The organism is Bradyrhizobium sp. CB2312 (genome assembly GCF_029714425.1).
GTDB lineage: Bacteria > Pseudomonadota > Alphaproteobacteria > Rhizobiales > Xanthobacteraceae > Bradyrhizobium.
This window is the reverse complement of the sequence record NZ_CP121668.1, coordinates 1931901-1953859: the sequence shown is the minus strand read 5'-3', so window position 1 is coordinate 1953859 and position 21959 is coordinate 1931901. Positions and strand designations below refer to the sequence as shown.

The window sequence follows — 21959 nt, the reverse complement described above, 5'->3', positions numbered from 1 at the left end:
ATTGCTAGAGGCCGAGGTCGCGCTTGCGACCAAAGCCCCATTCGATACCACCGCCGTCCTTCACGACACCGGTGACGTGTTGGCCGAGCCTCTTCTCGAGTTCGCGCGACCAGGGCACGAGCTGGAAGCCGAGCCCATTATCGATCATGGCGAAGCGTCCCGAGGCGAGCGTCAGCCGCTGGCGATACGTGCCCGCCACATGCTCCCCAGAGGCGGCGTTCACATGAGGCAAGCCGATGTCGGCCGAGACTTTTGCTGCCACCTCCTCCAACTCACGCCGGCGCAACGTGTTCAGGAGGTCCCGCTGCAAGATGACGCGTTGGCCCTGCCGCCGTGCCAGGCCCTTCTGGATCAGATGCTCGGTACGGGCTCCCATGGCGTCGCGGGTCTCGCGGCCGAATCCGCCCATGGCGAGCGGCATGGGGTCGCGTTCGACCAGCCTGTGGTCGAGCCAGGTTGCGCCCTTCGCGGTGACCTGCTCGGCTAGATCGAGGTCAGAGCGGATCGCCAGCACCACGGTCGTCCGCGGATCGCCGGCCTGACCGAAGCGTCGGACTTCGACGATGCCCCCGACCGGCGGTGCGTGGTCGAAGGCCTCGATCCCGCGGAAGCGCACGTGGTGTGCACGTCCGTCTGTTCCGTCGATCAAGGCGTAGGCCTCGCCAGTCAGTTCGTCATGCAATCCACGGCCGACCAGCCGTCCGATGATTTGGGACGTCGGCTGTCCACCCTCGATGACGAAGTCGGCAATGCCGCGCGCTTCACCACGCTCGGTAAAGGCGCGGTGCATGGTCTTGATGATGTCGCCGCGCATGCCAAGGTCGCGCAAGCTGCGCTCGGCTTCGAGCCCGACCATCCACTCCCCCGGCCCGGCGGAGGCAGCAAGGCCCATCTTCTCCAGGTGTTGAAGGCGGCCGACCATCAGGCGCCGGATATCGGGATCGGACTTGCCGGGATGCTCTGGGCGAAGATCGATGTAGCCGGTCTCGTCGGCTGTCAGCCGGATCTCCCGATCAAGCCGCGTCCATCGTTCCGCGATGACTTCCCTCTCGAGCGAATTGCGGATATCGTGTTCCGGTTTTGGACCCAGTTCGATCGCGACCAGTTCTTCGGCGCGTGAACGGAGGCCCCGGCTGATATAGTCACGGGAGATGACGAGATCCGCCCCCTCCTCATCTATCCCCCGAACGAGAAAATGGACGTGGGGGTTGTCGGTATTCCAGTGACCGACGGCCACCCAATCGAGCCGCGTGCCGAGATCAGTCTCCATCTGCCTGGCGAGATCGCGGGTGAAGGCCTTCAGATCGGTCATGTCGCCGGCATCCTCCGGCGAGACGATGAACCTAAAATGGTGACGGTCGTCCTTGCAACGTTCTGCGAAAGCCGCGCTATCGGCGCGGTCGCTGCCGGCATCGAACATCTCGGCACGCTCACCATTCCGGGTCACACTGTCGCGCTTCAGATATGAGAGATGGGCCGTCAGCGGTGCTGAACGGAAGGCTCGCCCTTTGTGACGAACGACGCGCGCCTTCACCACAACGCGCCGCGTCGGGCTGAACAATCTGGCGCGGTTAAAAGACAGCCGACCGCGGCCAAAGGTCGAGCGCCCATAGGCCGCCGAACGCGTCCCGGCCGCAGCCTGACCCGAGGTGTGTCCTGCTTTCTTCGCCGCCCTCAGCACCTGATTGATGAAGCTTTTCTGCTTCGGCGCGCGGGTGCTGCGAATGCGCCCAGGCCGAATACGCAGGTCGCTGTCGCCCACACTCACGGCAGAGCCTCCCAACGATCAAAAGCGCAAATGGTGCCGAAAACGCCTTTGATTGCATTCGTCAAAATGCAAGGCGCGGCACGCGCCCCGACCGACCGGCACGCCAGAACCCAAGCCATGCCAATGGCTTGCGGTTCGACCGGCGAGCCTCTTTTATCTCGCCTTCCTAATCGGGCGGGCAAAGTCAACTCATTCCTAGGTTTTTCCTCGAGTCCTCGCAAAATAAGCATCGCTGCTTCCCTCCATCTACGACGCACAAACGTCACCACACCGCGTTGCAGTGGCCTTCACCAGGCGGGGTCCATGCGTTCCTTCGCGTTCAGCACTTCGGCCGTCGCATGCTCTTCATCAGGTTCGTGAACAGGGCTGTCCAAGCAGTCCGGCGCTCTCGTCCCCGAAGGGCGGCAGCAGGCAAGAGATAGCGGACATTCCCCGTTTCGCGGCCCCGCCAGGGGACGCTCACCGCGCGCGCGGATCTCTAATTTCGTTCCCTCCTCAACATGCTGTGTCGTTGTCTCCCGGTCACCGGTCCCCGAAAGAGCCGCCGCGACTTGGCAGCCAAATCGCGAAGCCCCCACTGCTTCCAAGTGCTTGCGATAGCGATCGTTACCCGAAGGGCCGAGACACCCGAAGGGTGGCTCGGTGAGGAGCGAAGCGACGAGTAGAGCGCGGGCCGAAGGCATCGCCCGTACGCCATCAGCACATATCACCTGCTCGGTGAAGCACGCCAAGACTTGCGAACTCGCGCAATTGGTCATTGCGATACTCCCGCATCCGATCGAGGGACGAACACACCAACAGGTCGGGGCACCATGCGCGAAACATCGGGCGCCGAGATTGCGATCGCGACACCACTCGACGGCATAAGCGCTCGCAACCACTCGTGCGTTTTCATGAGGTCGGATCGCGTGACGAATAGCGTCCCAGCTGCTGATAACTGTCCGCTGGAGGTCCACGTCGGCGGCAGCTCGACGGCGAGCAGATTTGCAAGCTTTGCGGCGTATGCCCGCGTCTCGTCTGGCAGAGAACCTCCTGCGAGATACTCTTCATAGCGAGATGGTCCCGCGTTGTACGCGGCAAACACGCCAGACGAGCCATACCGATCGAGCAGTTCGCGCAAATAGGCTGTGCCGGCCAGAATGTTGTCGCGCGGATCGTAGGGGTCGTTCCCGAGATTGTAGCGCTCGCGAAGTTCCGCCCAAGTCGCCGGCATGATTTGCATCAGGCCCATTGCGCCTTTTGGCGATCTGGCGTGCACGTCACCAGCACTCTCGATGCTTTGGACTGACCGGATCCAGTTCGGCGCAATCGCAAAGCGTTGTGAGGCCTCATTGATGAAACCGGCAAATGCGTGAGCGGTCTGACCGATCGCCGGCTGCGGGGCTGATCCGCTCTGGGCCATAGCAAAACTGTCGAACGCGGTCAGAAGAAGCACCAGGGAAACGACAGCACCAACGCGCGTGACCGACCGACTCATATACGCGGTCTGGCTCGCGCCAGCCTTGCAGACATCGATCGAAACGGAGGACTGATGCCGCAACCGATCGAACTGGAGCATGGCGAGGAGAGCACTTGGAATGCGCACGATCACTCCTCCCACGTCCACACCGGGATCGCACGGCCGATCACGCTAGATGCCGGAAGAAGTCCAAAATATCGGCCATCAAGAGAGTCGTCCGACTGCCAGTTCATCAGAAACAGCTCGCCGTCGCCGACAACGCGGCAGCCCTGCCATTTCGGCAGCGGCCGGCCGCGGCCGTCGCGATCCCGCGCTTCCCCCATTGCAATGTCGTCGACCGAGATCGTGGGCCCGCTTCTGCAGATCGTCTGCCCCGGCAGCGCAAGGACCCGCTTGAGCATGGGGACGCCGATTGGCAGGTAGCCGTTAAGGTCAAGGAATGTCGCAAGCGGCTCCGGCGGCTGCACGGCGACCAGCTCGGTAACGTGGAAGCGTTCAGCCGGTCGCAGGCGATAGAGACCGATCGGCACGCTTGCCGATGCATTCCAGATGTAGAGTGGCAGCGGCTCCAGGACGATTGTCGCGGCGAGCGCGGCAGCGGCACCAAACGTGACCGCCAGCGTCTTCAAGCGGTCGCTCATCGCGTTACCCTCTGCCGGTGAAGCCAGGCCTGGTGGCGCGCTTTCGTGTAGGGGCGCGGGTTTTCGTTGACGGACAAACGGTTATGAACGTGATGCCAATGATCAGGCGCGACATCGGCGGGAGCAATGGCGAGTGCCTCAACGGCATCGATCATCTGCAGCACGCGCTCAACCTTCGGCCAGCCGGACAGACGGAGCAGGATCTCCCCGCCCGGCTTCACATAAGGGACGGTGGAGCAGCGCTGTCCCGGCGCGACCGCCCGCAGGATATCGATCCGCGAAATGACCGTTCCAAAGTCATTGGATGTCCAGCGAACGAAAGCAAAGATACTTCCGGGCGCAAACGACAGGACGCGCCGGTGGCGATCGAGCTTCCGTTCCTTGACGATACGACCGAACCGAATGCGGTTCTCGATCCGCTTGTCGAGCCACAGCACTTCCACCTCGGTGAGGTCGTTCATGCTGCTGCTCCCGGAACGGCGAATGTGGAGCCGTAAGCATTGGCGCCGGTGAAGCAGCTGTGCGGCTCATGCCGGAAAGGAGGAATGACAGCCCGCGGGCGCCAGTCGCCTGTGATGCGATGTCCAGCCTGGTCCGTTAGAAGAAATCCGAAGGATTTCTGTTTAGCCGGGGTACTGACCGGTGCCCCCTCGGCGGCCAAACTGCAGCGAAAATGCCTCGCAACGATTCGCGAACGGAACGCGCGGTGCGTTCCGGCGGTCGGCGGTGGAGGCGAACGATGGACGTCTATGCAGGGCTCGACGTGTCGCTGGAGGCGACGAATGTTTGCGTGGTGGACGGCGACGGCAAGGTCGTCCGGGAGACGAAACTCGAGACCGATCCGGACGCAATCGAGCTGTTTTTGGCGGAATGGGGCATTCACATCCGGTGCGTCGGCCTCGAGGCCTTTTCCTACAGCGCCTGGCTGTACACGGCGCTCGCTGAAAAGGGCCTCCCCGTGACCTGCATCGAGACCCGGCACGCCAAGGCGGCGCTGAACGCGATGCTGAACAAGACCGACCGGAACGACGCCAAGGGCATCGCCCAGATGATGCGGACCGGCTGGTTCCGTGCGGTCCATGTCAAATCGGACGGCGCGCAAACGTTGCGGGCGCTGCTGGTCGGACGCAAGGCCCTGCTCGGCAAGGTGCTGGATATGGAGAACATGATCCGTGGCCTGCTGCGCCCGTTCGGTCTCAAGGTCGGCGAGATCTCGGTCGGCCGCTTTGACGCGCGGGTGCGCGAGATCATGGCCGGGAAGAAGGAGCTGGAGCCCATTGTCGCACCGTTGCTGGACGCTAGAAGCGCGATGCGGCTGCAGCTGGCAAAGCTGCAGCGCCTGGTGCTGGCGGCGGCCCGCGGCGACAGCGCGGTGCGGCGGATGATGACGGTGCCCGGTGTTGGCGCACTCGTGGCGCTGACCTTCCGCGCGACCGTCGACGATCCGGCGCGATTCAGGAAGTCGACCAATGTCGGCGCGCATTTCGGCCTGACGCCGCGGCGCTATCAATCGGGCCAGACCGATCGGATCGGCAGCATCTCCAAATGCGGCGACGAGCTGACGCGGGCGATGCTGTACGAGGCGGCGATCGCGATCCTGACGCGGATCCATAAGAACTTTAAGCTGCGGCTGTGGGGGCTGCGGCTGGCCAGGAAGAAGGGTCTGAAGCGCGCGCCGACCGCGGTGGCGCGCGCGCTCGCCGTGCTGCTGCACAAGATCTGGATCGATGGCACGACGTTCCGGTTTGGCGCCGGCGGCAAGCGCGGCCGGGTCGCTGCGGCGATGTAAGGGCCTCAGCGACCCGGCCGCTCCCACGCGCGCCTTTTCCTTCCGCCACGGCGGAGCGGCGTCTCCCGAGGAGACGGGGATTTGGGTGAGATCGCAACTTTTCTTGCCGGCGGCTTCATGACAACGTTTGAAGCCATCAAGCACGGCGCTGGTTAGCCTGACCGCCCTTTCCTCAAATTCCGGCTTGTGGTGGCCATCGTGCCAACCACGGATGTTAGCGAGTTCTCCTCGACGAGCGAGTTGCTGCAAAAGGACGTGACGCGCACCAGGCGATGATGTTGACGTCAGTGATCGCGAAGATTTGCGCGCGATCGCGCCCGCGCGCGTGCAGTGGCGACAACAATCGTATTGCAGCGAAGCTTTGCGCGTGAGAGAGTGGATGCATGAGGCATCCTCGTTGCACGCGCGGCCGACTTGTTCACAACATACTGATTCACAACAAGAAGTTAGTGTCAGTATGTTAGTAAAGTTAGGACGGCCGGAAAGCGCGCAGAAACAAGCTCTTAAGCTCGATTCGGGTCCCCGATAGCACGAGGATCGGGTCCCCGATAGCACGAGGGTTGCGGTCCCCGATAGCACGAGCTGATTCACAGGTTGTCCTCCGAATTTGGAATGAGATCGCGCCGGCGCAGGCGTGCCGTTAAGGGATCAAAGGGAGCCGGCGCGAAGTTCAGGCGCTCGGTGCCGTTCGGATCGCGCGTGAGCACGAGCTGATAGCCGGGCAATGTCTGGCGCTGGACGATTTGACGGACGTCGTAAGCGAAGTGCTTGAGCGGCGAGAGGATGCCGGACTTGGCATGGAGGTGCACAAGATCAAAACTCCAGCCGCCCTCCTGCCGGCCGCCGTGCTTGCGCACGAGCCGGTAGAGCCACCGCTCGAGCCCGCCCGTCAGATCGAAATAAGCCCGGTCGATCGTCAGCACGAGCGCGTCATCGATGACGCCGGCATAGAACCAATCAGGCAGAATCAATTCGAGGCCAAATGGCCGACCATTTGCATCGGCCGTCTCCTTCCACTCGTTGATCCAGGAGAAGCGATGCCGCCGCCGTTCTGCCGGCTGGCGGATCGACGTCAGCACGGTCGTTGACTGAAGCCTGTCGAGACCAGCCTTCAGGCGGTCATAGTCGCGCGCGCTGGTGCCGCGGCCGACAAACGTCAGAATCTCGTACGGCGTTGCAGCCATCAGGCGCGACGGCTTCAAGCCGGCGTCACGGGCTTCGACGATCTGCGAGGCGGCCCAGATCAGAACGTCTGCATCCCAGATGGTCGCCATGCCGTGTTCCGGCACCGCTTCGACGCGAATGGCGATTGCACCGGCACGGAAATCGATCGGCGCGATCCGCTTCGTTTTTGCGAGCGAGAAGAACGGATAGGCCATCAGATCCTGCGCGTCGCGCGGCGCGAGATCGCCGGGTAGCGCCCGAAAGAGCTCAAGCTGCTCTCGCTCGGAAGGGTGCTTGCGCCGCATGGTTCTTGCTCTCACGCGGCGATCAGCGACGTTCCTGACCTGCATAGGGACGCAGGGCCGGCTGCTTCTTGGCCGGCAGCACGGTTCCCTTCCCGGGATCGGAGGTCGACGTCTTGGCGCCCCGGTCGGCCCACGCCTTCAAATCCTCGACGGCGTAGACGACGCGTCCACCGATCTTCCGATACGTCGGTCCAGTACCGTACGTGCGGTGCTTCTCAAGCGTGCGACCGGATAGGCCAAGATAGCGCGCAGCCTCCGGCGTACGCAGGAACCGCGGGGGAAGACCGGCCATCGGATCTGGCATTTGAGGACTCCAAGAGGACAGCGCACGACGCTTGGCTAGGCCGGCGTGCGTGGGGTCATCATGGAGGAGCAAGATCTCGGAGGGGGATGCCGAATGTAGGGGGTACGATTTTCGGTACCCCTCGGGGGCTGCGCTACTCGTTCCTACGCCTTGGCCGCAGAAGCTTGCGGTAACCACCGCGCATCAACGCGAGGCCGCCTTGCACCAGGCGGACCGTTCGATTGCGCAGATCATGCGTCTTCCAGGCGCGATCGGGAACACGCTTCTTGCCGAACAGCGCTTCGGCGATAACGCGATAGCTGCTGCCGGCGCTATGCGCATCGAGCGCACGGATCGCAGCACTCAAGCGCTCGCGCCGCTGTTTCGAAAGTTGATGAAATGCAGGACCTGGCGCGCGCCCATTCATCGCCCGCCACAGCCGCCGTGCTGCATATGCGCGCGCGTCGAAATCGCCATCAAACGGCAATTCGGCTGCGTATGACTCGCCGAGCACCGGCGGCTCCTTGGACCAGATTCGGTGATCTACCGCACCGATGCGCAGCACCGCGTGCCAGCCGTCGACGGCGCGGCGCACCTGACCAGCTGTAAGGTCGAGCAGTGGCTGAGACTGCGCGCCGCCGTCTTCAGGCACTGCGACCTTGACCGGAACGACCGCCGCTAAAACCTCTGGCGCCCAAAAGATCGTCTGCTCGTCAAAGGACCTCTGCGGGTCATGGGCGAAAGCAGATGCCCCATTTCCTCCTGAATTCCTCAGTCACTTCGCCATTCTGGCTGCGGGCAATCATCACCTCGTACTCACGCTGATAATCGGCGTTACGGCGGAGACATTCCCAGGCGATGTCGGTGATCTCGGCGTCTTGTAGGCTCTTGTAGGAATCTGGCGACCGCCAGTCGAATTCAGGCATTTGCTTGCGCCCCATTGCACGCTGCTAACAACGATTGCGGCGCAATAGGTATGAACGAGACGGTTGTAGGAAGCCCCTAGTTTGGCACCACGTGGTGCACTGGAATGACCACCGGTCAGCAAAAGAAAATAGTTCTGCCTGCAGGTCACCAGGCGGCGATTCTGTTCTATTTCGAGCCGGTGCCACGTAGTAGGCGGCCCTGTTCAGTCATCCATTTAGCGCGCGCAAGATGACTCTGATATGCGCGCCGCGCACGATCTGGCTCTCGCTCTGGGTCCATATGCAAGACCACTCGAGCGACTTCGCGCCAGTCGGCGCCCTCACCCTCCGCCTGCAGAAGCCGAATGTACGTGACGACGTGCTGTTCGTCATAGGCCGTCGGTGCCGGCTCATTCGGCGCACTGTCCGCCACGTCTGGATCGAGGGATGGCTTCTGCATCATACCCACTTTGGAATGCCAGGAACCTACGCCATGGTCTGGTCGCAAGCTAGACCCACGTTGCCCGGTAGAATCCCGGATTTCTTTTGAATCCGTCCGGTAAGTACGCGACGAAGATCGGCCGCGCATAGCGTGATCATCATTAGCACATTTGGATGCGAATAGGAACGATCGTTCCTAGAACGATCGTTCCGGCTCAGTTCCCATATCGCCATGGATCTCAAAGAGATCATGGCTGTGAACCTGCGTCGGAAACGCCACGATCTACAAATGACGCAGGAGGAGTTGGCCGAGCGTGCGGGTTTAAGCGCCCGTTATGTCGGCGCCATCGAGCGCGGCGACGTATCAGCAAGCGTCACCGTCCTCGGGCAAATTGCTGAAGCATTAGGGGTCGAACCCGGAGACCTGCTCAAAAGGGTTGCGCGGCTTAGCAAATCGTAAGCCGCCTCAGGCCTGCGGCGAAGCGCCCCGCCCGGCGGACCGGACGGGGCTTGGTGGGCGCTCTTACTCACCGTTCTTGCGCGGCCGCGACCAGAGGAGGGTGTAGCCTTCACCGCCCTCGTCATCGAACAAGTTCGCGTAGATCGGCGCGTTGAAGGAAGGATCGTCGAGCTTGAGCGAGAGGTAGTCGCGGCCCTCCTCGGAGCGCTTCGACCAGGCGGCCCCGATCTCGGCACGGCCCACGTAGATGCGGTGGCTGGGAGCATTGTCGTTGGAGCGATTGGTCTCGGCGACGATGCGGACGCCCTTGGCCTGCAGGCTCAGAGTGACGATCTCGCCCTGGAAATCGTTGCCGACCTTCTTGAAAGAACCGATGTTAGCCATGTCACTTCTCCTGTTGTGTTTCGAGCCCGCGACCACCGCGGCCTCACATGAGGAGCCACTCGTCAAGGCGCTATGCGCGCTGCGAAGTGGCGAGGAAGAAAGCTGGGCGCCCCGCCGAGAAGCGGAGCGCCCTTGGCCGGTCATCGCGACCAGATGAGCTTATGCTCGCCGTTGTCGCCCTGGACGAGGGAGGCGTAGACCGGCGCGGTGAAGGACGGATCGTCGAGTTTGAGCGAGAGGTACTCGGCACCCGAGTCCTTCGCCGCCTTGCTCCAGGCGGCGCCGAGTTCGACGCCGTTGGCGGTGACGCGGTAGTCGGGAGCGCGTTCGTTCTCCTTAGCGGCGGGCTTAATGGTCGCCTTGATGTTGATGTTGAGAGTGCGGATCGTGCCGACGAAAGAGCCGTCTTCGCTGCGGGTGAAGGTGCCGATCTGAGCCATGGTCGTATCTCCTGAGAGTTGTCCGAAGCCGCCCGATGCGGCCTCGATGGCGGGCGAGAAGCGACGGACCGGATGTCTGCATCCGAAGGACCGCAGCGTCAGCGGAGGACGGCGGTAGCCGAGCTTCTTGCTGCGCGAGGAATGCGGCGCAGCCGCAGGGGAAGAAGGTCGGCGGAGCCGTTGCAGGCCAAGGCCGGGCCGACGCTAGACCCGCCGAAATGAGAGGCCGTATCGGGGCTTCGCCGGAATCATCAGCAGAGAACGACGCTGGCGATCGGCGCCTCTTCAGCGCGTTCGGCGCTGCGCGTACTGGCTGTTTCCGCTCTTGAACCAAGGTCTGAACCCATTTCCTGATCCGCGCCTATGCACGTATCAACCTCACATCCGGTCGCCGCACGTGCGGCCGCACCATAATCCCGCCTTCGGCGGCAAGGGTTCAGGAGGACGAGACCATTCTCGATGACGGCGCTTCAGCCAAGCCGCGGTGCGGTCGTCCACCTGGTTCCGGCAGGCTGATTAGGCCCGGGCCGAACTGCGATCTGATGATGTCGTCATGGACGGACGACCGCTCCCTCTATCACGACGCCCGCGCTGACATATTTCCACAGAGCTACGATCAGCTTGCGCGCCAGCGCCGTGATCATCACTTTCTTGAAGCGGCCACCATTTTGGGCGACACGCTGGTTGAACCAGCGACTGAGCGTCGAACCCGGCTGATGGCGTAGCCAGAGCCAGGCCATTTCCAACAATGTTGAGCGCAAACGTCGATTTCCGGATTTTCCGATCCCCTGTTCCCGATCGATCGATCCGCTTTGCCAGGGCGTCGGCGCGAGGCCGGCATAGGCCGCCACCTGTCTTCGATTGTCGAAGTGCCGGAACAGTCCTTCGCCCCAGAGCACTGCCGCAAACTCAGGTCCGACGCCGACGACCTTTGAGAGCAAGCCAACCTCGCGGGCTGATTGCCGTTCTTCCGCAAGCAAGGCGTTTCGTTCGGCTTCGACGGCCTTGAGTTGGTCCAGCAGCACTTCCAGTCGATCGAGTTCACGTAGCAGCTGGCGCTTCATGTGATCAGGAAGCTTGCGTCCATCACCCGTCTGCAATCTCTCGAGCCACTCTCGGCGATCGCGCCGCAGCGGATCGTAGCCAGTGATCCCTTGCGAGAAGAGAAGTCCCTTGATTCGGTTGCTGTGCCGGATGCGTTCCTCCATCAGCACCTTGCGCTCTCGCACGATGCGGCGGCGATCTTCCTCCACAGGTGACGGTACCCGTAGCATGGAGCAGACGCGAGGTTCGCCGCGCTTGAAAGCCAGTAAGGATCGGATGAGGGTCTCTCCATCCAACCGATCGGTCTTCACGCGGCGCATACGCCGCGACGTGGCGATCGAGGCCGCATCAACGACATGGCTTTCGTAGCCTTCTCTCTCTAGAACACGGTGCATCCAGAAGCCGTCTAGCCCTGCTTCCTGAATGACGATGACTGGGTAAGACCGCCCCGTACGTTTAAGAGCCTTCTGTCTCAGGCCGACGAGACGCTCGAGGAGTCCGGCAACGTCACCGCCCGTAACCGTGTGGCGGGACAGTTTTTCACCAGCTCCCGGCGACAAAGACGTGATCAGCCAAGTTTTCCGACTCAACTCCACTGAAACAAAGATCGCGTTGATCTCTTTGTGCGTTCCCTGGCTCGGGTGTTCATTGGGAGTCATGTTGCTCTTCCTTGTTCGACGGCCACAACATCCACATCAAAACACGTCGCCGCCATTGACCATAGGATCTCGATGGCGATCTAGGGCCGAGGACGATCGGCGACGCACCCGCTCGGGCCGGAGCGCAGCGGAGGACGTCGTTGTGGCGACTTTCTTGTCTCGCGAGGAATGGGCGAAGCCCAGGGGAAGAAAGTCGCATCAACGGCGTTGCGGCTCAGACGATCGAGGCGAAGCCGGTCTTCGGCCAGATCAAGCCATCAACGAGGCCACGTGCGTCCGCGTGCTGAACCACAATCTCTGGAGAAGCGTGGCTATCTCGATTTTGACGAACAAGAGGTCGGAACGATTCAGCGGGGAAAGAGAAACCATCTCCTACAAAAGGCGGCATCGTCTCCCAAGAACCGATCGAGATAGCATCGCTCCGCCACGGCTGCGCGGGCCAGACCGAATGCCGGCAGCTTGATTGAGGAGTTCCGAGGAAGGCCGCGACTACCTCTCGATCAGGTTTCGATCATCCCCCGTCCAACCGCGCCGATCTGCGCGAAACGGTTCGACGATGAAGGCGGTGAACGGTCATCCCCTCGGGCCATGCGGCCGTAAGACTGCTTAGGACGGGTTCTTCACCACCCCACGCGGCTCGAACGGGCGAGTCTCCGCCAAAACCATCAAGCGCGTCCATGAGGTAATGCCAATGCAAAGTGCGCCGATGCAAGCGAAGACCTCACGCCAGGCCAGCGAAGGCACTCCGATATGGGACACGGCGAACGCCACATGATAGCCGGCGACGGCGGCGGGAACAGCGAATGCTGTCGCGATCGCGATGCGCAAGGCCAAGGACCGAGTAACAGCAAAGGCGACCTGGCCGAGGACAAGCGTCAGCGCACCGCCGGCCGTTGCGATAAGCAGCGCGCCAACGAGGCCAGCGCCGCTCTGCAACGTCGCCATCCCGATACTCAGTGCGACAAAAAACGGCAAAGCATACACAGCGAGCGCAAAGATCGCCCAACAGAACAAGCCAATACCGAGTGTGTTGAGAACAAGCCCAAGGGCGAGCATGGTGGTGGCTCCATGTGCATAAATTTACCAGTCGCGCCTTCCACCACCACCACGGCGCAACCTCAGACCTAAAATGGAAACGAGGCGGAGTTACGGCGAATGCAACTCCGCTTCGATGACCGACGGCGAACGACGCTCATGCGCCGCCGAACCTCCAGACGGGGATGCCAAGACGCTTTGCCTTGTCGGCGAGGTTGTCCTGGATTCCCGTGCCTGGGAAATGCATGACGCCGATCGGCAGGAGTTCGAGCATGGCGTCGTTGCGCTTGAATGGCGCAGCTTTGGCATGTTTCGTCCAGTCGGGCTTGAAAGCGATCTGAGGTACCTTGCGGGTCGTCGCCCATTTGGACGCGATCAGTTCGGCTCCTTTAGGGGAGCCGCCGTGGAGCAGCACCATGTCGGGATGCTTGGCGTGAACCTTGTCGAGGCGATCCCAGACGAGGTGATGGTCGTTGAAGTCTAGCCCTCCGGTGAGCGCGATCTTCGGCCCAGAAGGTAGCATGACCTCGGTCTCGGCGCGGCTCTTGGCAGCGATGAAGTCGCGGGAGTCGATCATCGCTGCGGTCAGCGTGCGGTGGTTCACCAGCGAGCCCGATCGGGGACGCCAGAATGAGCCGGTGTGGGTCTCAAACCGCTCGATGGCCTGGTCGCGGAAGAGCTCCATGCAGTTGCGGCGCTCGATCAAAGTGATGCCTTCGACCGTCAGGCGCTCGAGTTCAACCGATCGGACTTCCGAGCCATTCTGCTCGCGCTGGCTCTTCTGCTGCGCTTGTTCGTTGTCGTCGAGGTGGCGCTCAATGCGGTCAACGGCACGATGGAACAGGTTGACGGTCGACCAGAGCAGATCATTAAGGTCCGGCTCGAGCCGCGTGTCGCTCAGGGTCGCAACCAGGGCGTCGAACACGTCGGCAATGGCACCAGCGATCATCTTGCCCTCGGGAAGTGGTCGTGGATCGGGCTGGTCGTCGAAGGGACGGTAGCCGAAGAGCTGTAATTCGGTGAGGACCTGGTCAGTTGGAGAAGAGGCGTGCGGCGGTTCAATGTCGTCGTGGTCGGTCATTGGAGGGGCCCTTTGCCGGATCGGCCGCGCCCATCGCGGCCTTCGTGGCGATCACTCAGACGGCGGGCGGAGCGGGCCAGAACCCGGAGCGGAGCGGAGGGCCGAAGCGGCAGCGGAGGATGGCGGAGACCGGCTATTTTGCTTCGCGATGCAAAGCGCGCTGGTTTGATTGCCGATGTGTCTTCTCATCGCCGGCGCGCGGCGGAAAATAGCCGGGCGTAGCCATTGCCGGCCCGGTCCGGCTGCCGTCCGATCGCCCTCTAGAAGGCCGAGGTCGCGCCCTCTTCCGGCAATGGCCTCGTTATGACCGACCAATTAACGTCGATCGAAGCACCGGCCTATTCTGCGGCTACCGTCGACGAATGCAGGAAGCGGACGACGTCCTCTGGTACGAGTTGAAGCTGCAACGCTGCTCGGAGGGTCTCGAGACCGAAGATGTGCAGGTCTTCGTTGAAATCGCCCAGCCGAGGTGACAATGCAATCGCTTCAATGCCGGCCTCTTCCGCGCGCTGAATGAGAGTAGCCTGCGCGGCATCTCCAGCGGCATCTTCATCGCGGGCGATGTAGAGCCGGCGCAGGCCACACGGCAGCAACATGGCTGAGAGGTGATTGGCCGAGAGCGCCGCGGCCATAGGCATAGTCGGCAGCACGTAACGTAGCGACAGCATGGTCTCGATTCCCTCGCCGGCAGCGAGCACGTCGTCCACCACGCCGAATCGAACGGCGTTGCCGAGCAGGTCACCCATGGCCCGTCGTGGCGTCCCGACCGGAGCCTTGCCGAGACGAATGCGATCAAAGCCGTCTGGATCGAGCCAGGTTCGGTGCGCTCCGGTGATCCGCCCCTCGAGGTTCGTGACGCAGCCAATCATTGCCGGCCAGGTTTCGGTCGGCGAATCCTCATCCGGCCGGTAGTAACAACGTGGATGGAAGCGCAAGCTGCCGCCATGGTGGGCGCGGGCTATTCCGCGGCGCTGCAGATATTTTTCGACTGCCGTGCCTTCGATCGGGCTGGAGATCGCAAAGAGCCGACGGGCGGATTCCTGCGATCCGGCCAGTGCAAACGAGCGAACGGGTTTCGAGGCCAGCTGCGGCTCAGGATGAGGCAGCTTCAGAAACCGCCTCGCTTCCTTGGTGACCTCGCTGAAGTCGCGCAAACCCCGGCATTCGCGGATGATGTCGAGGAGGTCGCCATGCTCGCCGGTCGCAGCGTCAGTCCACTTGCCGGCGGGTCCCTTCCGCGATTCCTGGAGCCGCACGAACATCGAGCGGCCCGGCGTGTTGTGGACGTCGCCGACCACCCAATACCGCCCCGCTCGCTTGCCATTGGAAAGATAGTATCGGCACACGGCCTCGGCCTCGCGCGCGAGGCGGCGTGCCAGTTCGGAGGCGTCGGGAGCCATCACGCGGCCTCCCGTTCACTGACGCGCGCGACCGGATAGGTGTCGAGCACCTTTGTCAGGATCCCGACGCCGCTTGCGTCGGTGGGCACGAACATTCGCAGCTTCCAGGAGATGATCTCTCCAAAGAGACCGTAAGCGTGGAGGCGATCGCGCATCGTGTCGTTAAATCCCGACAGCTCGATGCGGTATGCGCCCATCACCCGGACGCGGCGGAGTTGGAGCCCCTCGGCGAGGTCGAGGATGGTGCGTCCCTCCGTCACGGCGGCAAAGGCAGCGTCCGGTGACAGCGTGGGCGCGTCCACCGAAATGGCGTTTGCGACCCACGCGGCAGAAACCTTGCGGCCAATGATGCGCTCGCCCGCGTCGGTCTGGAGCCGATAGACGCGGGTCGATTCGTTCGGCAGCCGCTTCCAGATGGGCAACAACAATCCCGCAACGACATGGATCGTGCTTTCCGTGAACTCGGGGACCTCGGCAAGCTCCGCCAGCCAGGCTGCGGCGAAGCGTTCTCGGTCCGCATCGACCCAATGGCTCTCCGCCATCATGTTCAAGGAGACTTGGTGCTGCTCCATAGGCCGGATCAGGCGGACGCGGCGCTCGATCTCGCCGTCGTCGAGCATGACGCTCGCGGTTGGGATCTGCACGGCGGCTCGTCCCGACCGCTCATTGATCAGCAGGACAGCACGACGATCGGAAAGGCGATCGAGAGCGTCATCCAGGTTCACAGGATGATTGCGCTGGCGCTGGGTGATCGTGAGCAGCCGGGTCTCGGCGCCAGTACCCGGATGGACATAGATCGTCCGCCGGTCAGTGACGACAAAGCTCTCGGCGCGGAGCGTTTCCAGCCCGGTGTCATAAGTGCCCGCCGCGACCGCACCTTCGATCCGAGCGGTCAAGAGCTGCTCGAAGGCGGTGAACAGGACATTCTGCAGATCGATGGTGAGCGCCAACAACCTGTTCAGGAAGGTTGTGATCGGCGGCAGGTCGTCCCTGAGCCCGTTGGCGTCCGTCAGCTTCAGGCCGGTCGCATCTTCGAACCTCCCGAGCGAGCATCCCTCGACCTTGCCTCGCGCCAGCAGCGTGTAGAGTTGACGCAACGCATCGCGCCCGTACTGGCTTTCGAGATTGTCCTCGGGCCGGAACAGGCCCTGCCCTCCGGTCTGGCGCTGGCCGCGCGTAATGGCCCCCAATGTGTCGAGCCGACGTGCGATGGTTCTGAGGAAGCGCTTTTCCGCCTTCACGTCGGTCGCGATAGGACGAAACAGCGGCGGCTGCGCCTGGTTGGTGCGGTTGGTCCGGCCGAGCCCTTGGATCGCAGCGTCGGCCTTCCAGCCGGGCTCGAGCAGGTAATGGACGCGCAGACGGCGATTCCGGGCCGACAGCTCGGCGTGATAGCTCCTCCCCGTGCCGCCCGCATCGGAGAACACGAGGATCCGCTTGACGTCGTCCATGAAAGCCGAGGTCTCGGCGAGGTTGGCCGAATTGGCGCGGTTTTCGACCACCAGCCGATGGCCCTTGCGGGCGACGCGGCGCGATCGGCCGGTCACTTCAGCGACCAAGTCGGTGCCGAAGCGCTGCACGATTTGATCCAGCGCGCCGGGCACCGGCGGGAGCGATGCGAGCTTCTCGATGAGGCGGTCGCGGCGGGCGAGGGCTTCCCGGCTCTCGACTGGCTGGCCGTCGCGATAGACAGGCCGAGAGCACAGGTTGCCCTCAGAGTCGGTGAACGGTTCGTAGAGCTGGACCGGGAAGGAATGGGCGAGATAGTCGAGCACATACTCGCGCGGGGTGATGTCGACCTGGACGTCGCTCCAATCTTCGGTCGGGATCTCAGCGAGCCGGCGCTCCATCAGCGCTTCGCCCGTTGAAACAATCTGAACGACCGCAGCATGGCCGGCGTCGAGATCGAGGTCGATCGATCGGATGAGCGACGGCGTCTTCATCGAGGTCAGCAGGTGCCCGAAGAAGCGCTGTTTGGCACTCTCAAAGGCCGATCGGGCAGCGGATTTTGCCTGCCCGTTCAGCGTCCCGGTTTCGCCGGTGATGTTGGCGGCCCGCATTGCCGCATCGAGGTTGTTGTGGATGATGCTGAACGCATCCGCATAGGCGTCGTAGATGCGAACCTGCTCCGGCGTAAGCTGGTGTTCAACAAGCTCGTACTCGACACCGTCGTAGGACAACGAGCGGGCCGCGTAGAGCCCGAGCGCCTTGAGATCGCGCGCCAGCACCTCCATCGCCGCAACTCCACCCTCCTCGATTGCCTCGACGAACTCGGCCCGCGTGGCAAACGGGAAATCAGCACCGCCCCAGAGGCCAAGGCGTTGGGCATAAGCGAGGTTGTGGACTGTGGTAGCGCCCGTCGCCGACACATAAACCACGCGAGCATCGGGCAAGGCGTGCTGGAGCCTCAGGCCAGCGCGCCCCTGCTGAGAGGCCGCCTGGTCGCCGCGCTCGCCCTTGCCCCCGACCGCATTCTGCATGGCATGGCTCTCGTCGAAGACGATCACTCCGTCGAAGTCCGAACCCAACCATTCGACGATCTGCCCAACACGCGAAAGCTTCTCGCCACGCTCGTCGGTGCGTAGCGTGGCGTAGGTGGCAAAAAGGATGCCTTCCGAAAGTCGAATCGGCGTGCCCTGGCGAAACCGGGACAGAGGCGTCACGAGCAGCCGCTCCATGCCGAGCGCCGACCAGTCGCGCTGCGCGTCCTCGATCAGCTTGTCGGACTTGCTGATCCAGACCGCCAGGCGGCGCCCCTTAAGCCAGTTGTCGAGCAGGATGCCAGCGACCTGCCGCCCCTTGCCCGCACCCGTGCCATCGCCCAAGAACCAGCCGCGACGAAAGCGGACGGCGTTCTCCACGCCTTCGCGCGCGGCGGCCACCACATCGAAGGTCGCATCGACCGTCCAAGACCCCGCGAGAAAATCAGAATGCGCTTCGCCAGCATAAATGACGCTCTCGATCTGGGCGTCCGAGAGAACTCCATTTGCCACCAGGGCCGAAGGCAGGTGCGGCTGGTAGGACGGCTTCGGCGGCGCAACGGATGCCATCGCGGCGGACTGCACGAGCTTGGTGGGATGCGCGCACGATCCAGGTATACGGATCGACTGCAATCCGTATTCCTCATAGAGAGCATCCGTGAGCCGGGCGCCTTCGGGCGGCGACCATTCGACGATCTCGTACGCCAGTTCCACACCTTCCGGTGCGCTCCCCAAAGTGGACGACGGGCTTGATGCAATGGTGCCAGCCGATCGGGACATTGCAGGGCGCCTAACGATATCGGCCACGATCGGCGCGGCGACGGGCAGCCTCGGAGGCACATGCTGGGTTACCCAATTGAGCAAAGTGGTGACATCGCCGGCCATGCCTTGCGAGGCAGGAAAAGCCTTCGGATCGGCAGCGGGCAACTTGTCGACCACGAGCAGCCTCGTGTCCGTCTGAGTGCCGTGTTTGGCGTAGACAGCGCCGTCGATCGCCGCAGAAAACACGACCCGCCCTCGCTCCTGGAGGCGAACAAAGGCCTCTAGCCAGGCCGGGTTTTCCGGCGTAAGGCTCGCGCCAGCGATGGCAACGAGGCGCCCACCGTCGCAGAGACGCGCGAGCGCCGAAGCGATGTGCCGGAAAGCAGCGTCCGCCATCCGTCGATCGACATTCGCCACCGCAGAGAACGGCGGGTTCATCAGGACAACACTCGGTAAGACGTTCGCGTCGAGGTGATCATCGATCTGCGCAGCGTCGAACCGCGTGACTTTGACGTGGGCGAACAAATGATCGAGCAGCGCCGCGCGGCCTTCGGCCAACTCGTTCAAGATCAAAGAGCCGCCAGCGAGCTCGGCCAGAATGGCGAGCAAGCCGGTCCCCGCGGAGGGCTCCAGAACGCGCTCGGCAGGCGTGATACCGGCTGCGGCGCAAGCGGCCAGCCCAAGCGGAATCGGCGTCGAGAATTGCTGAAGCGCCTGACTGTCCTCGGAACGCCGCGTGTGGGTCGGCAGACGGTTCGCGACTTTCGCCAGCATCGGCAGCATGGCAGCCGTCGAGCCAGCCCTGGCCCGTATGGCCGGGCCGAACTTGCGAAGGAAGAGAACGGTTGCCGCCTCGCAGACGTCATAGGCCGTCTTCCAGTTCCAGGCGCCGGCCGCGTCCGAGGCGCCGAAGGCAGCCTCCATGGCACCGCGCAGAACAGCGGCATCGATGCCCCGGCCGCGTTCGAGCTCGGTCAGGAGCTGTCGCGCGGCCCTAACAGCGGCGGAGGTGAGACTTGCAGCGGCACGCATCGAGAGCGGCGCGGCGGCGGCGCCGCCCGGGAAAGATTCGGTCATGGCAGGATGTCTCAAGAGAGCAGGAAGGGGTCGAACCGTCAGGCGCTCTCCTCTGACCTCGACGGCTCAAACCCTTCGCGGCCCGGCTCTCCCTCTCAGACCTCGCCCATAAAAATGGGACCAGCGCTGCGCACTGGTCCCCAAACAACCACGGGACGGCCGAAACCATCCCGCTCTATGGACGTCACTCAGCCGCGTCGAGCTGTTGCGGATCATCTTCGCTGACGTTTTCCGAATCCTCCTCGTCGGCGAGGAATTCGGGCAGCGGGCCCGCTTCGCCCTCCTGCGCCACTGGCGCCGCATCGGGATCGACGAGGCGCAGCGGCTCCGGCAGCCAGCCCGAGCCATCGAGTAGACGCTCGGCCTCCTTGGCCATCTCAGCCTTCTTCAGATGGTCGATCAGCTGTGCCGACGACTCGCCCTTGGCTTCCCGCACCGCCTCCAGAATTCGCGGCTTGGTGACCCGGCCCAGATAGTTGTCGACGGTCGGTCGCCAGCCAGCCTGTACCATGTCAAGCCCGACTGCGCGCGCAAGCACATCAGCCTGGTCAAGACGCGTGCGGACGCCGTGAGCGGAGACACGGCCCTGGTTGTAGCGGTTGGCCGGTTCATAGACGGCGTTGACCGCGAATGACGCGCAGTGGGCGAACAGCGATGCCTGTGCACCACCATCGAGAGCCGTCAGCGCATCCCAGAGATCGTTCTCGCTCTTCGGCAACCGTGCCTTCCACGCCTCATGCCGCGTCTCGACGGCCTTGGCTGAGCCGCTTTCTCGCAGCCCCGGAGCTTGAGCGGGAAAGGTCGGTGTACGAAGGCCGATCTCCAGACAGCTCCCGGACGATGCGAACCGATAAAAGGCCGTCAGCACGAAGTTATGCAACACCGCCTGGAATGCGATCGCGGGATTTTCTGCCAGCGCATCCCGCAACGCCAGCGTGCGATGCGCCGTCAGCTCGGTGATGAGCCGATCCGGCAGAGGTTTGGCCGTGTCCTCATCATCCTCTTCGGCATCAGGAACGCCACCTGCGACCGCGATCACGGTGCGCTGGGCGGAAGGGCTCTCTTCTTGACCTTCGGTCGACGACGCATCGGCGCCCTGCCCGACATCAGGATCATTTACTGGCGCCTCGTCCTCTGGACGGACGTAACCCCGGTCCACCGAAAGGCGTCCTTCGGAATCGATGCTGATGAAGACACCAGCTCGGGCGATCTCGGTCGGATCGAAGAGCATCGGCCGATCTTCGAACGCCGCCAGCGCCGACTCGATTTCGCCTAGACGCTGATCGACCTCTTCGGGCAATTCGTCGGCATCCTGGTAATCGGTTTCAAGCTTGGCCTGCTCGGCATTCAGGGCATCGATGGTGGCCTGTTCCTCAGGCGAGAGATCGACAGGTTTGCCCTCGATTTCTCGCAGGCCTTGAGCGTGACCGTAGGAGAACTCTACGGCGACTGAAATCCACTTCCAGCCTTCGGCAGCAATCGTCTCAGCTTCGGCTTTGAGCTTTTCCGTTACGAGGCGGTCGAGCAACACGATGTCTTGAAGCCAGCCGCCGTCGTCGTGCTCGAACAGATCCCGCAGAACGCCGCCACCCGCGCGCTGATAAGCATCGAGGCCCACAAACTGGGCCCGGCGATCGGACCCGCGCACGGTGTTCTCGGTGAGAAAGCGCCGGATCTGGTATGGCTCGTCATATCCGGAGCGGCTGACGTTGTCCCAGACTTGCTCTTGGCGGGCGTGATCCGCAGTGACTGAGAACGCCATGAGCTGCTCAAGCGTCATGCCGTCCTCGGCGTAGACGTCATGCAACTGCGGCGAGACCGACGCCAGGCGCAGGCGCTGCTTGACGATCGCGGAGTTTACGAAATGGCGCGCGGCAATGTCTTCCTCGCTCATGCCGAGATCGCGGAGCATCTGGAAGGCCCGAAACTGATCGAGCGGATGCAGGCCCACCCGCTCGTCGTTCTCCGCCACCGAATCGTCCTCAGCGATGCCCCCTTCGCGAACGACGCACGGCACCGCCTGCGTCTTGGACATCCGCTTCTGTTTCACCAGGAGTTCCAGAGCGCGATAGCGCCTGCCGCCCGCCGGCACCTCGAACATGCCGGTCTCGTTGCCATCTGCATCAACAACGGCCCGGACACTCAGGCTTTGCAGAAGCGTACGCTGCGCGATGCTCTCGGCGAGCTGCTCGATCGAGACACCGGCCTTAACGCGACGAACGTTCGACTGGCTGAGTACGAGCTTGTTGAACGGAATGTCCCGGGAAGGCGACAGCGTGATTTTTTGTACGGCTTTCGTCATTTTGGCTCTCCACGACGGGCGGCCGAAAGACTCTCTCTCGGCTTCCAACCCGTCGCGAACAGGCTCACCTCCTCTCACTC

At 63.0% G+C, this 21959-nt stretch carries 19 protein-coding genes; 2 read left to right on the top strand and 17 right to left on the bottom strand.

Annotated elements, in window-relative coordinates; translation table 11 throughout:
- Positions 1 to 4: 4 nt before the first annotated feature.
- From QA642_RS09305 to QA642_RS09290, 4 genes are all read right to left on the bottom strand, one after another.
- Positions 5 to 1768: a DUF3363 domain-containing protein gene (locus QA642_RS09305; protein WP_283084391.1), complete on the bottom strand. Its 1764-nt coding sequence runs from the start codon at positions 1766 to 1768 to the stop codon at positions 5 to 7.
- Positions 1769 to 2522: 754 nt separating this feature from the next.
- Positions 2523 to 3359 (bottom strand): lytic transglycosylase domain-containing protein, encoded by an 837-nt coding sequence (locus tag QA642_RS09300; RefSeq protein WP_283084390.1) that lies wholly within the window; start codon positions 3357 to 3359, stop codon positions 2523 to 2525.
- On the bottom strand, positions 3356 to 3868 hold the full coding sequence (locus QA642_RS09295) for a S26 family signal peptidase (RefSeq protein WP_283084389.1): 513 nt from the start codon (positions 3866 to 3868) through the stop codon (positions 3356 to 3358). The genes QA642_RS09300 and QA642_RS09295 overlap by 4 nt, the downstream gene beginning before the upstream one ends.
- Entirely contained in the window at positions 3865 to 4329 is a 465-nt protein-coding gene (locus QA642_RS09290) for a DUF2840 domain-containing protein (protein WP_283084388.1), read from the bottom strand. The genes QA642_RS09295 and QA642_RS09290 overlap by 4 nt, the downstream gene beginning before the upstream one ends.
- A gap of 278 nt (positions 4330 to 4607) precedes the next feature.
- Between QA642_RS09290 and QA642_RS09285 the strand changes: the two genes are divergently transcribed.
- Positions 4608 to 5657, top strand: coding sequence for an IS110 family transposase (locus QA642_RS09285; protein WP_283084387.1), 1050 nt, complete (start codon positions 4608 to 4610; stop codon positions 5655 to 5657).
- A 587-nt stretch (positions 5658 to 6244) separates the two neighbouring features.
- Here the strand turns inward: QA642_RS09285 and QA642_RS09280 are convergent.
- From QA642_RS09280 to QA642_RS09260, 5 genes are all read right to left on the bottom strand, one after another.
- Complete coding sequence (locus tag QA642_RS09280; RefSeq protein WP_283084386.1) at positions 6245 to 7126, bottom strand: replication initiator protein A; 882 nt, start codon at positions 7124 to 7126, stop codon at positions 6245 to 6247.
- 22 nt (positions 7127 to 7148) lie between these two features.
- Positions 7149 to 7430 (bottom strand): helix-turn-helix domain-containing protein, encoded by a 282-nt coding sequence (locus tag QA642_RS09275; protein WP_283084385.1) that lies wholly within the window; start codon positions 7428 to 7430, stop codon positions 7149 to 7151.
- A 133-nt stretch (positions 7431 to 7563) separates the two neighbouring features.
- Positions 7564 to 8061, bottom strand: coding sequence for a DUF2285 domain-containing protein (locus tag QA642_RS09270; protein WP_283084384.1), 498 nt, complete (start codon positions 8059 to 8061; stop codon positions 7564 to 7566).
- Between the two features lie 79 nt (positions 8062 to 8140).
- Positions 8141 to 8335 (bottom strand): DUF6499 domain-containing protein, encoded by a 195-nt coding sequence (locus QA642_RS09265; RefSeq protein WP_283084383.1) that lies wholly within the window; start codon positions 8333 to 8335, stop codon positions 8141 to 8143.
- Between the two features lie 166 nt (positions 8336 to 8501).
- On the bottom strand, positions 8502 to 8774 hold the full coding sequence (locus QA642_RS09260; RefSeq protein ID WP_249158107.1) for a DUF2285 domain-containing protein: 273 nt from the start codon (positions 8772 to 8774) through the stop codon (positions 8502 to 8504).
- Positions 8775 to 8987: 213 nt separating this feature from the next.
- Here QA642_RS09260 and QA642_RS09255 point away from each other — a divergent pair, with 213 nt between their 5' ends.
- Complete coding sequence (locus QA642_RS09255) at positions 8988 to 9215, top strand: helix-turn-helix transcriptional regulator (protein ID WP_027531631.1); 228 nt, start codon at positions 8988 to 8990, stop codon at positions 9213 to 9215.
- A gap of 63 nt (positions 9216 to 9278) precedes the next feature.
- Here QA642_RS09255 and QA642_RS09250 read toward each other — a convergent pair whose 3' ends face one another.
- From QA642_RS09250 to QA642_RS09215, 8 genes are all read right to left on the bottom strand, one after another.
- On the bottom strand, positions 9279 to 9599 hold the full coding sequence (locus QA642_RS09250; protein WP_018454792.1) for a DUF736 domain-containing protein: 321 nt from the start codon (positions 9597 to 9599) through the stop codon (positions 9279 to 9281).
- Between the two features lie 140 nt (positions 9600 to 9739).
- Complete coding sequence (locus tag QA642_RS09245; protein WP_283084382.1) at positions 9740 to 10039, bottom strand: DUF736 domain-containing protein; 300 nt, start codon at positions 10037 to 10039, stop codon at positions 9740 to 9742.
- A gap of 551 nt (positions 10040 to 10590) precedes the next feature.
- Positions 10591 to 11742, bottom strand: a complete 1152-nt coding sequence (locus tag QA642_RS09240) for an IS110 family transposase (protein WP_283084381.1) — start codon at positions 11740 to 11742, stop codon at positions 10591 to 10593.
- Positions 11743 to 12348: 606 nt separating this feature from the next.
- Positions 12349 to 12798, bottom strand: coding sequence for a hypothetical protein (locus QA642_RS09235; protein WP_283084380.1), 450 nt, complete (start codon positions 12796 to 12798; stop codon positions 12349 to 12351).
- A gap of 136 nt (positions 12799 to 12934) precedes the next feature.
- Positions 12935 to 13858: a DUF2493 domain-containing protein gene (locus QA642_RS09230; protein ID WP_283084379.1), complete on the bottom strand. Its 924-nt coding sequence runs from the start codon at positions 13856 to 13858 to the stop codon at positions 12935 to 12937.
- Between the two features lie 338 nt (positions 13859 to 14196).
- A complete protein-coding gene (locus tag QA642_RS09225) occupies positions 14197 to 15258 on the bottom strand; it encodes a toprim domain-containing protein (protein WP_283084378.1) in 1062 nt (353 codons plus the stop codon).
- Complete coding sequence (locus QA642_RS09220; protein WP_283084377.1) at positions 15258 to 19577, bottom strand: strawberry notch-like NTP hydrolase domain-containing protein; 4320 nt, start codon at positions 19575 to 19577, stop codon at positions 15258 to 15260. Before QA642_RS09220 ends, QA642_RS09225 begins: the two co-directional genes overlap by 1 nt.
- Before the next feature lie 184 nt (positions 19578 to 19761).
- A complete protein-coding gene (locus tag QA642_RS09215; RefSeq protein ID WP_283084376.1) occupies positions 19762 to 21879 on the bottom strand; it encodes a ParB/RepB/Spo0J family partition protein in 2118 nt (705 codons plus the stop codon).
- Positions 21880 to 21959: the final 80 nt, after the last annotated feature.

What these genes read in the sequence shown, in the direction of transcription:
- QA642_RS09295 (WP_283084389.1), bottom strand. Translation starts at nt 3,868, where the DNA reads ATGAGCGACCGCTTGAAGACGCTGGCGGTCACGTTTGGTGCCGCTGCC.
- QA642_RS09290 (WP_283084388.1), bottom strand. Translation starts at nt 4,329, where the DNA reads ATGAACGACCTCACCGAGGTGGAAGTGCTGTGGCTCGACAAGCGGATC.
- QA642_RS09285 (WP_283084387.1), top strand. Translation starts at nt 4,608, where the DNA reads ATGGACGTCTATGCAGGGCTCGACGTGTCGCTGGAGGCGACGAATGTT.
- QA642_RS09280 (WP_283084386.1), bottom strand. Translation starts at nt 7,126, where the DNA reads ATGCGGCGCAAGCACCCTTCCGAGCGAGAGCAGCTTGAGCTCTTTCGG.
- QA642_RS09275 (WP_283084385.1), bottom strand. Translation starts at nt 7,430, where the DNA reads ATGCCAGATCCGATGGCCGGTCTTCCCCCGCGGTTCCTGCGTACGCCG.
- QA642_RS09265 (WP_283084383.1), bottom strand. Translation starts at nt 8,335, where the DNA reads ATGCCTGAATTCGACTGGCGGTCGCCAGATTCCTACAAGAGCCTACAA.
- QA642_RS09260 (WP_249158107.1), bottom strand. Translation starts at nt 8,774, where the DNA reads ATGCAGAAGCCATCCCTCGATCCAGACGTGGCGGACAGTGCGCCGAAT.
- QA642_RS09255 (WP_027531631.1), top strand. Translation starts at nt 8,988, where the DNA reads ATGGATCTCAAAGAGATCATGGCTGTGAACCTGCGTCGGAAACGCCAC.
- QA642_RS09250 (WP_018454792.1), bottom strand. Translation starts at nt 9,599, where the DNA reads ATGGCTAACATCGGTTCTTTCAAGAAGGTCGGCAACGATTTCCAGGGC.
- QA642_RS09245 (WP_283084382.1), bottom strand. Translation starts at nt 10,039, where the DNA reads ATGGCTCAGATCGGCACCTTCACCCGCAGCGAAGACGGCTCTTTCGTC.
- QA642_RS09240 (WP_283084381.1), bottom strand. Translation starts at nt 11,742, where the DNA reads ATGACTCCCAATGAACACCCGAGCCAGGGAACGCACAAAGAGATCAAC.
- QA642_RS09235 (WP_283084380.1), bottom strand. Translation starts at nt 12,798, where the DNA reads ATGCTCGCCCTTGGGCTTGTTCTCAACACACTCGGTATTGGCTTGTTC.
- QA642_RS09230 (WP_283084379.1), bottom strand. Translation starts at nt 13,858, where the DNA reads ATGACCGACCACGACGACATTGAACCGCCGCACGCCTCTTCTCCAACT.
- QA642_RS09225 (WP_283084378.1), bottom strand. Translation starts at nt 15,258, where the DNA reads ATGGCTCCCGACGCCTCCGAACTGGCACGCCGCCTCGCGCGCGAGGCC.
- QA642_RS09220 (WP_283084377.1), bottom strand. Translation starts at nt 19,577, where the DNA reads ATGACCGAATCTTTCCCGGGCGGCGCCGCCGCCGCGCCGCTCTCGATG.
- QA642_RS09215 (WP_283084376.1), bottom strand. Translation starts at nt 21,879, where the DNA reads ATGACGAAAGCCGTACAAAAAATCACGCTGTCGCCTTCCCGGGACATT.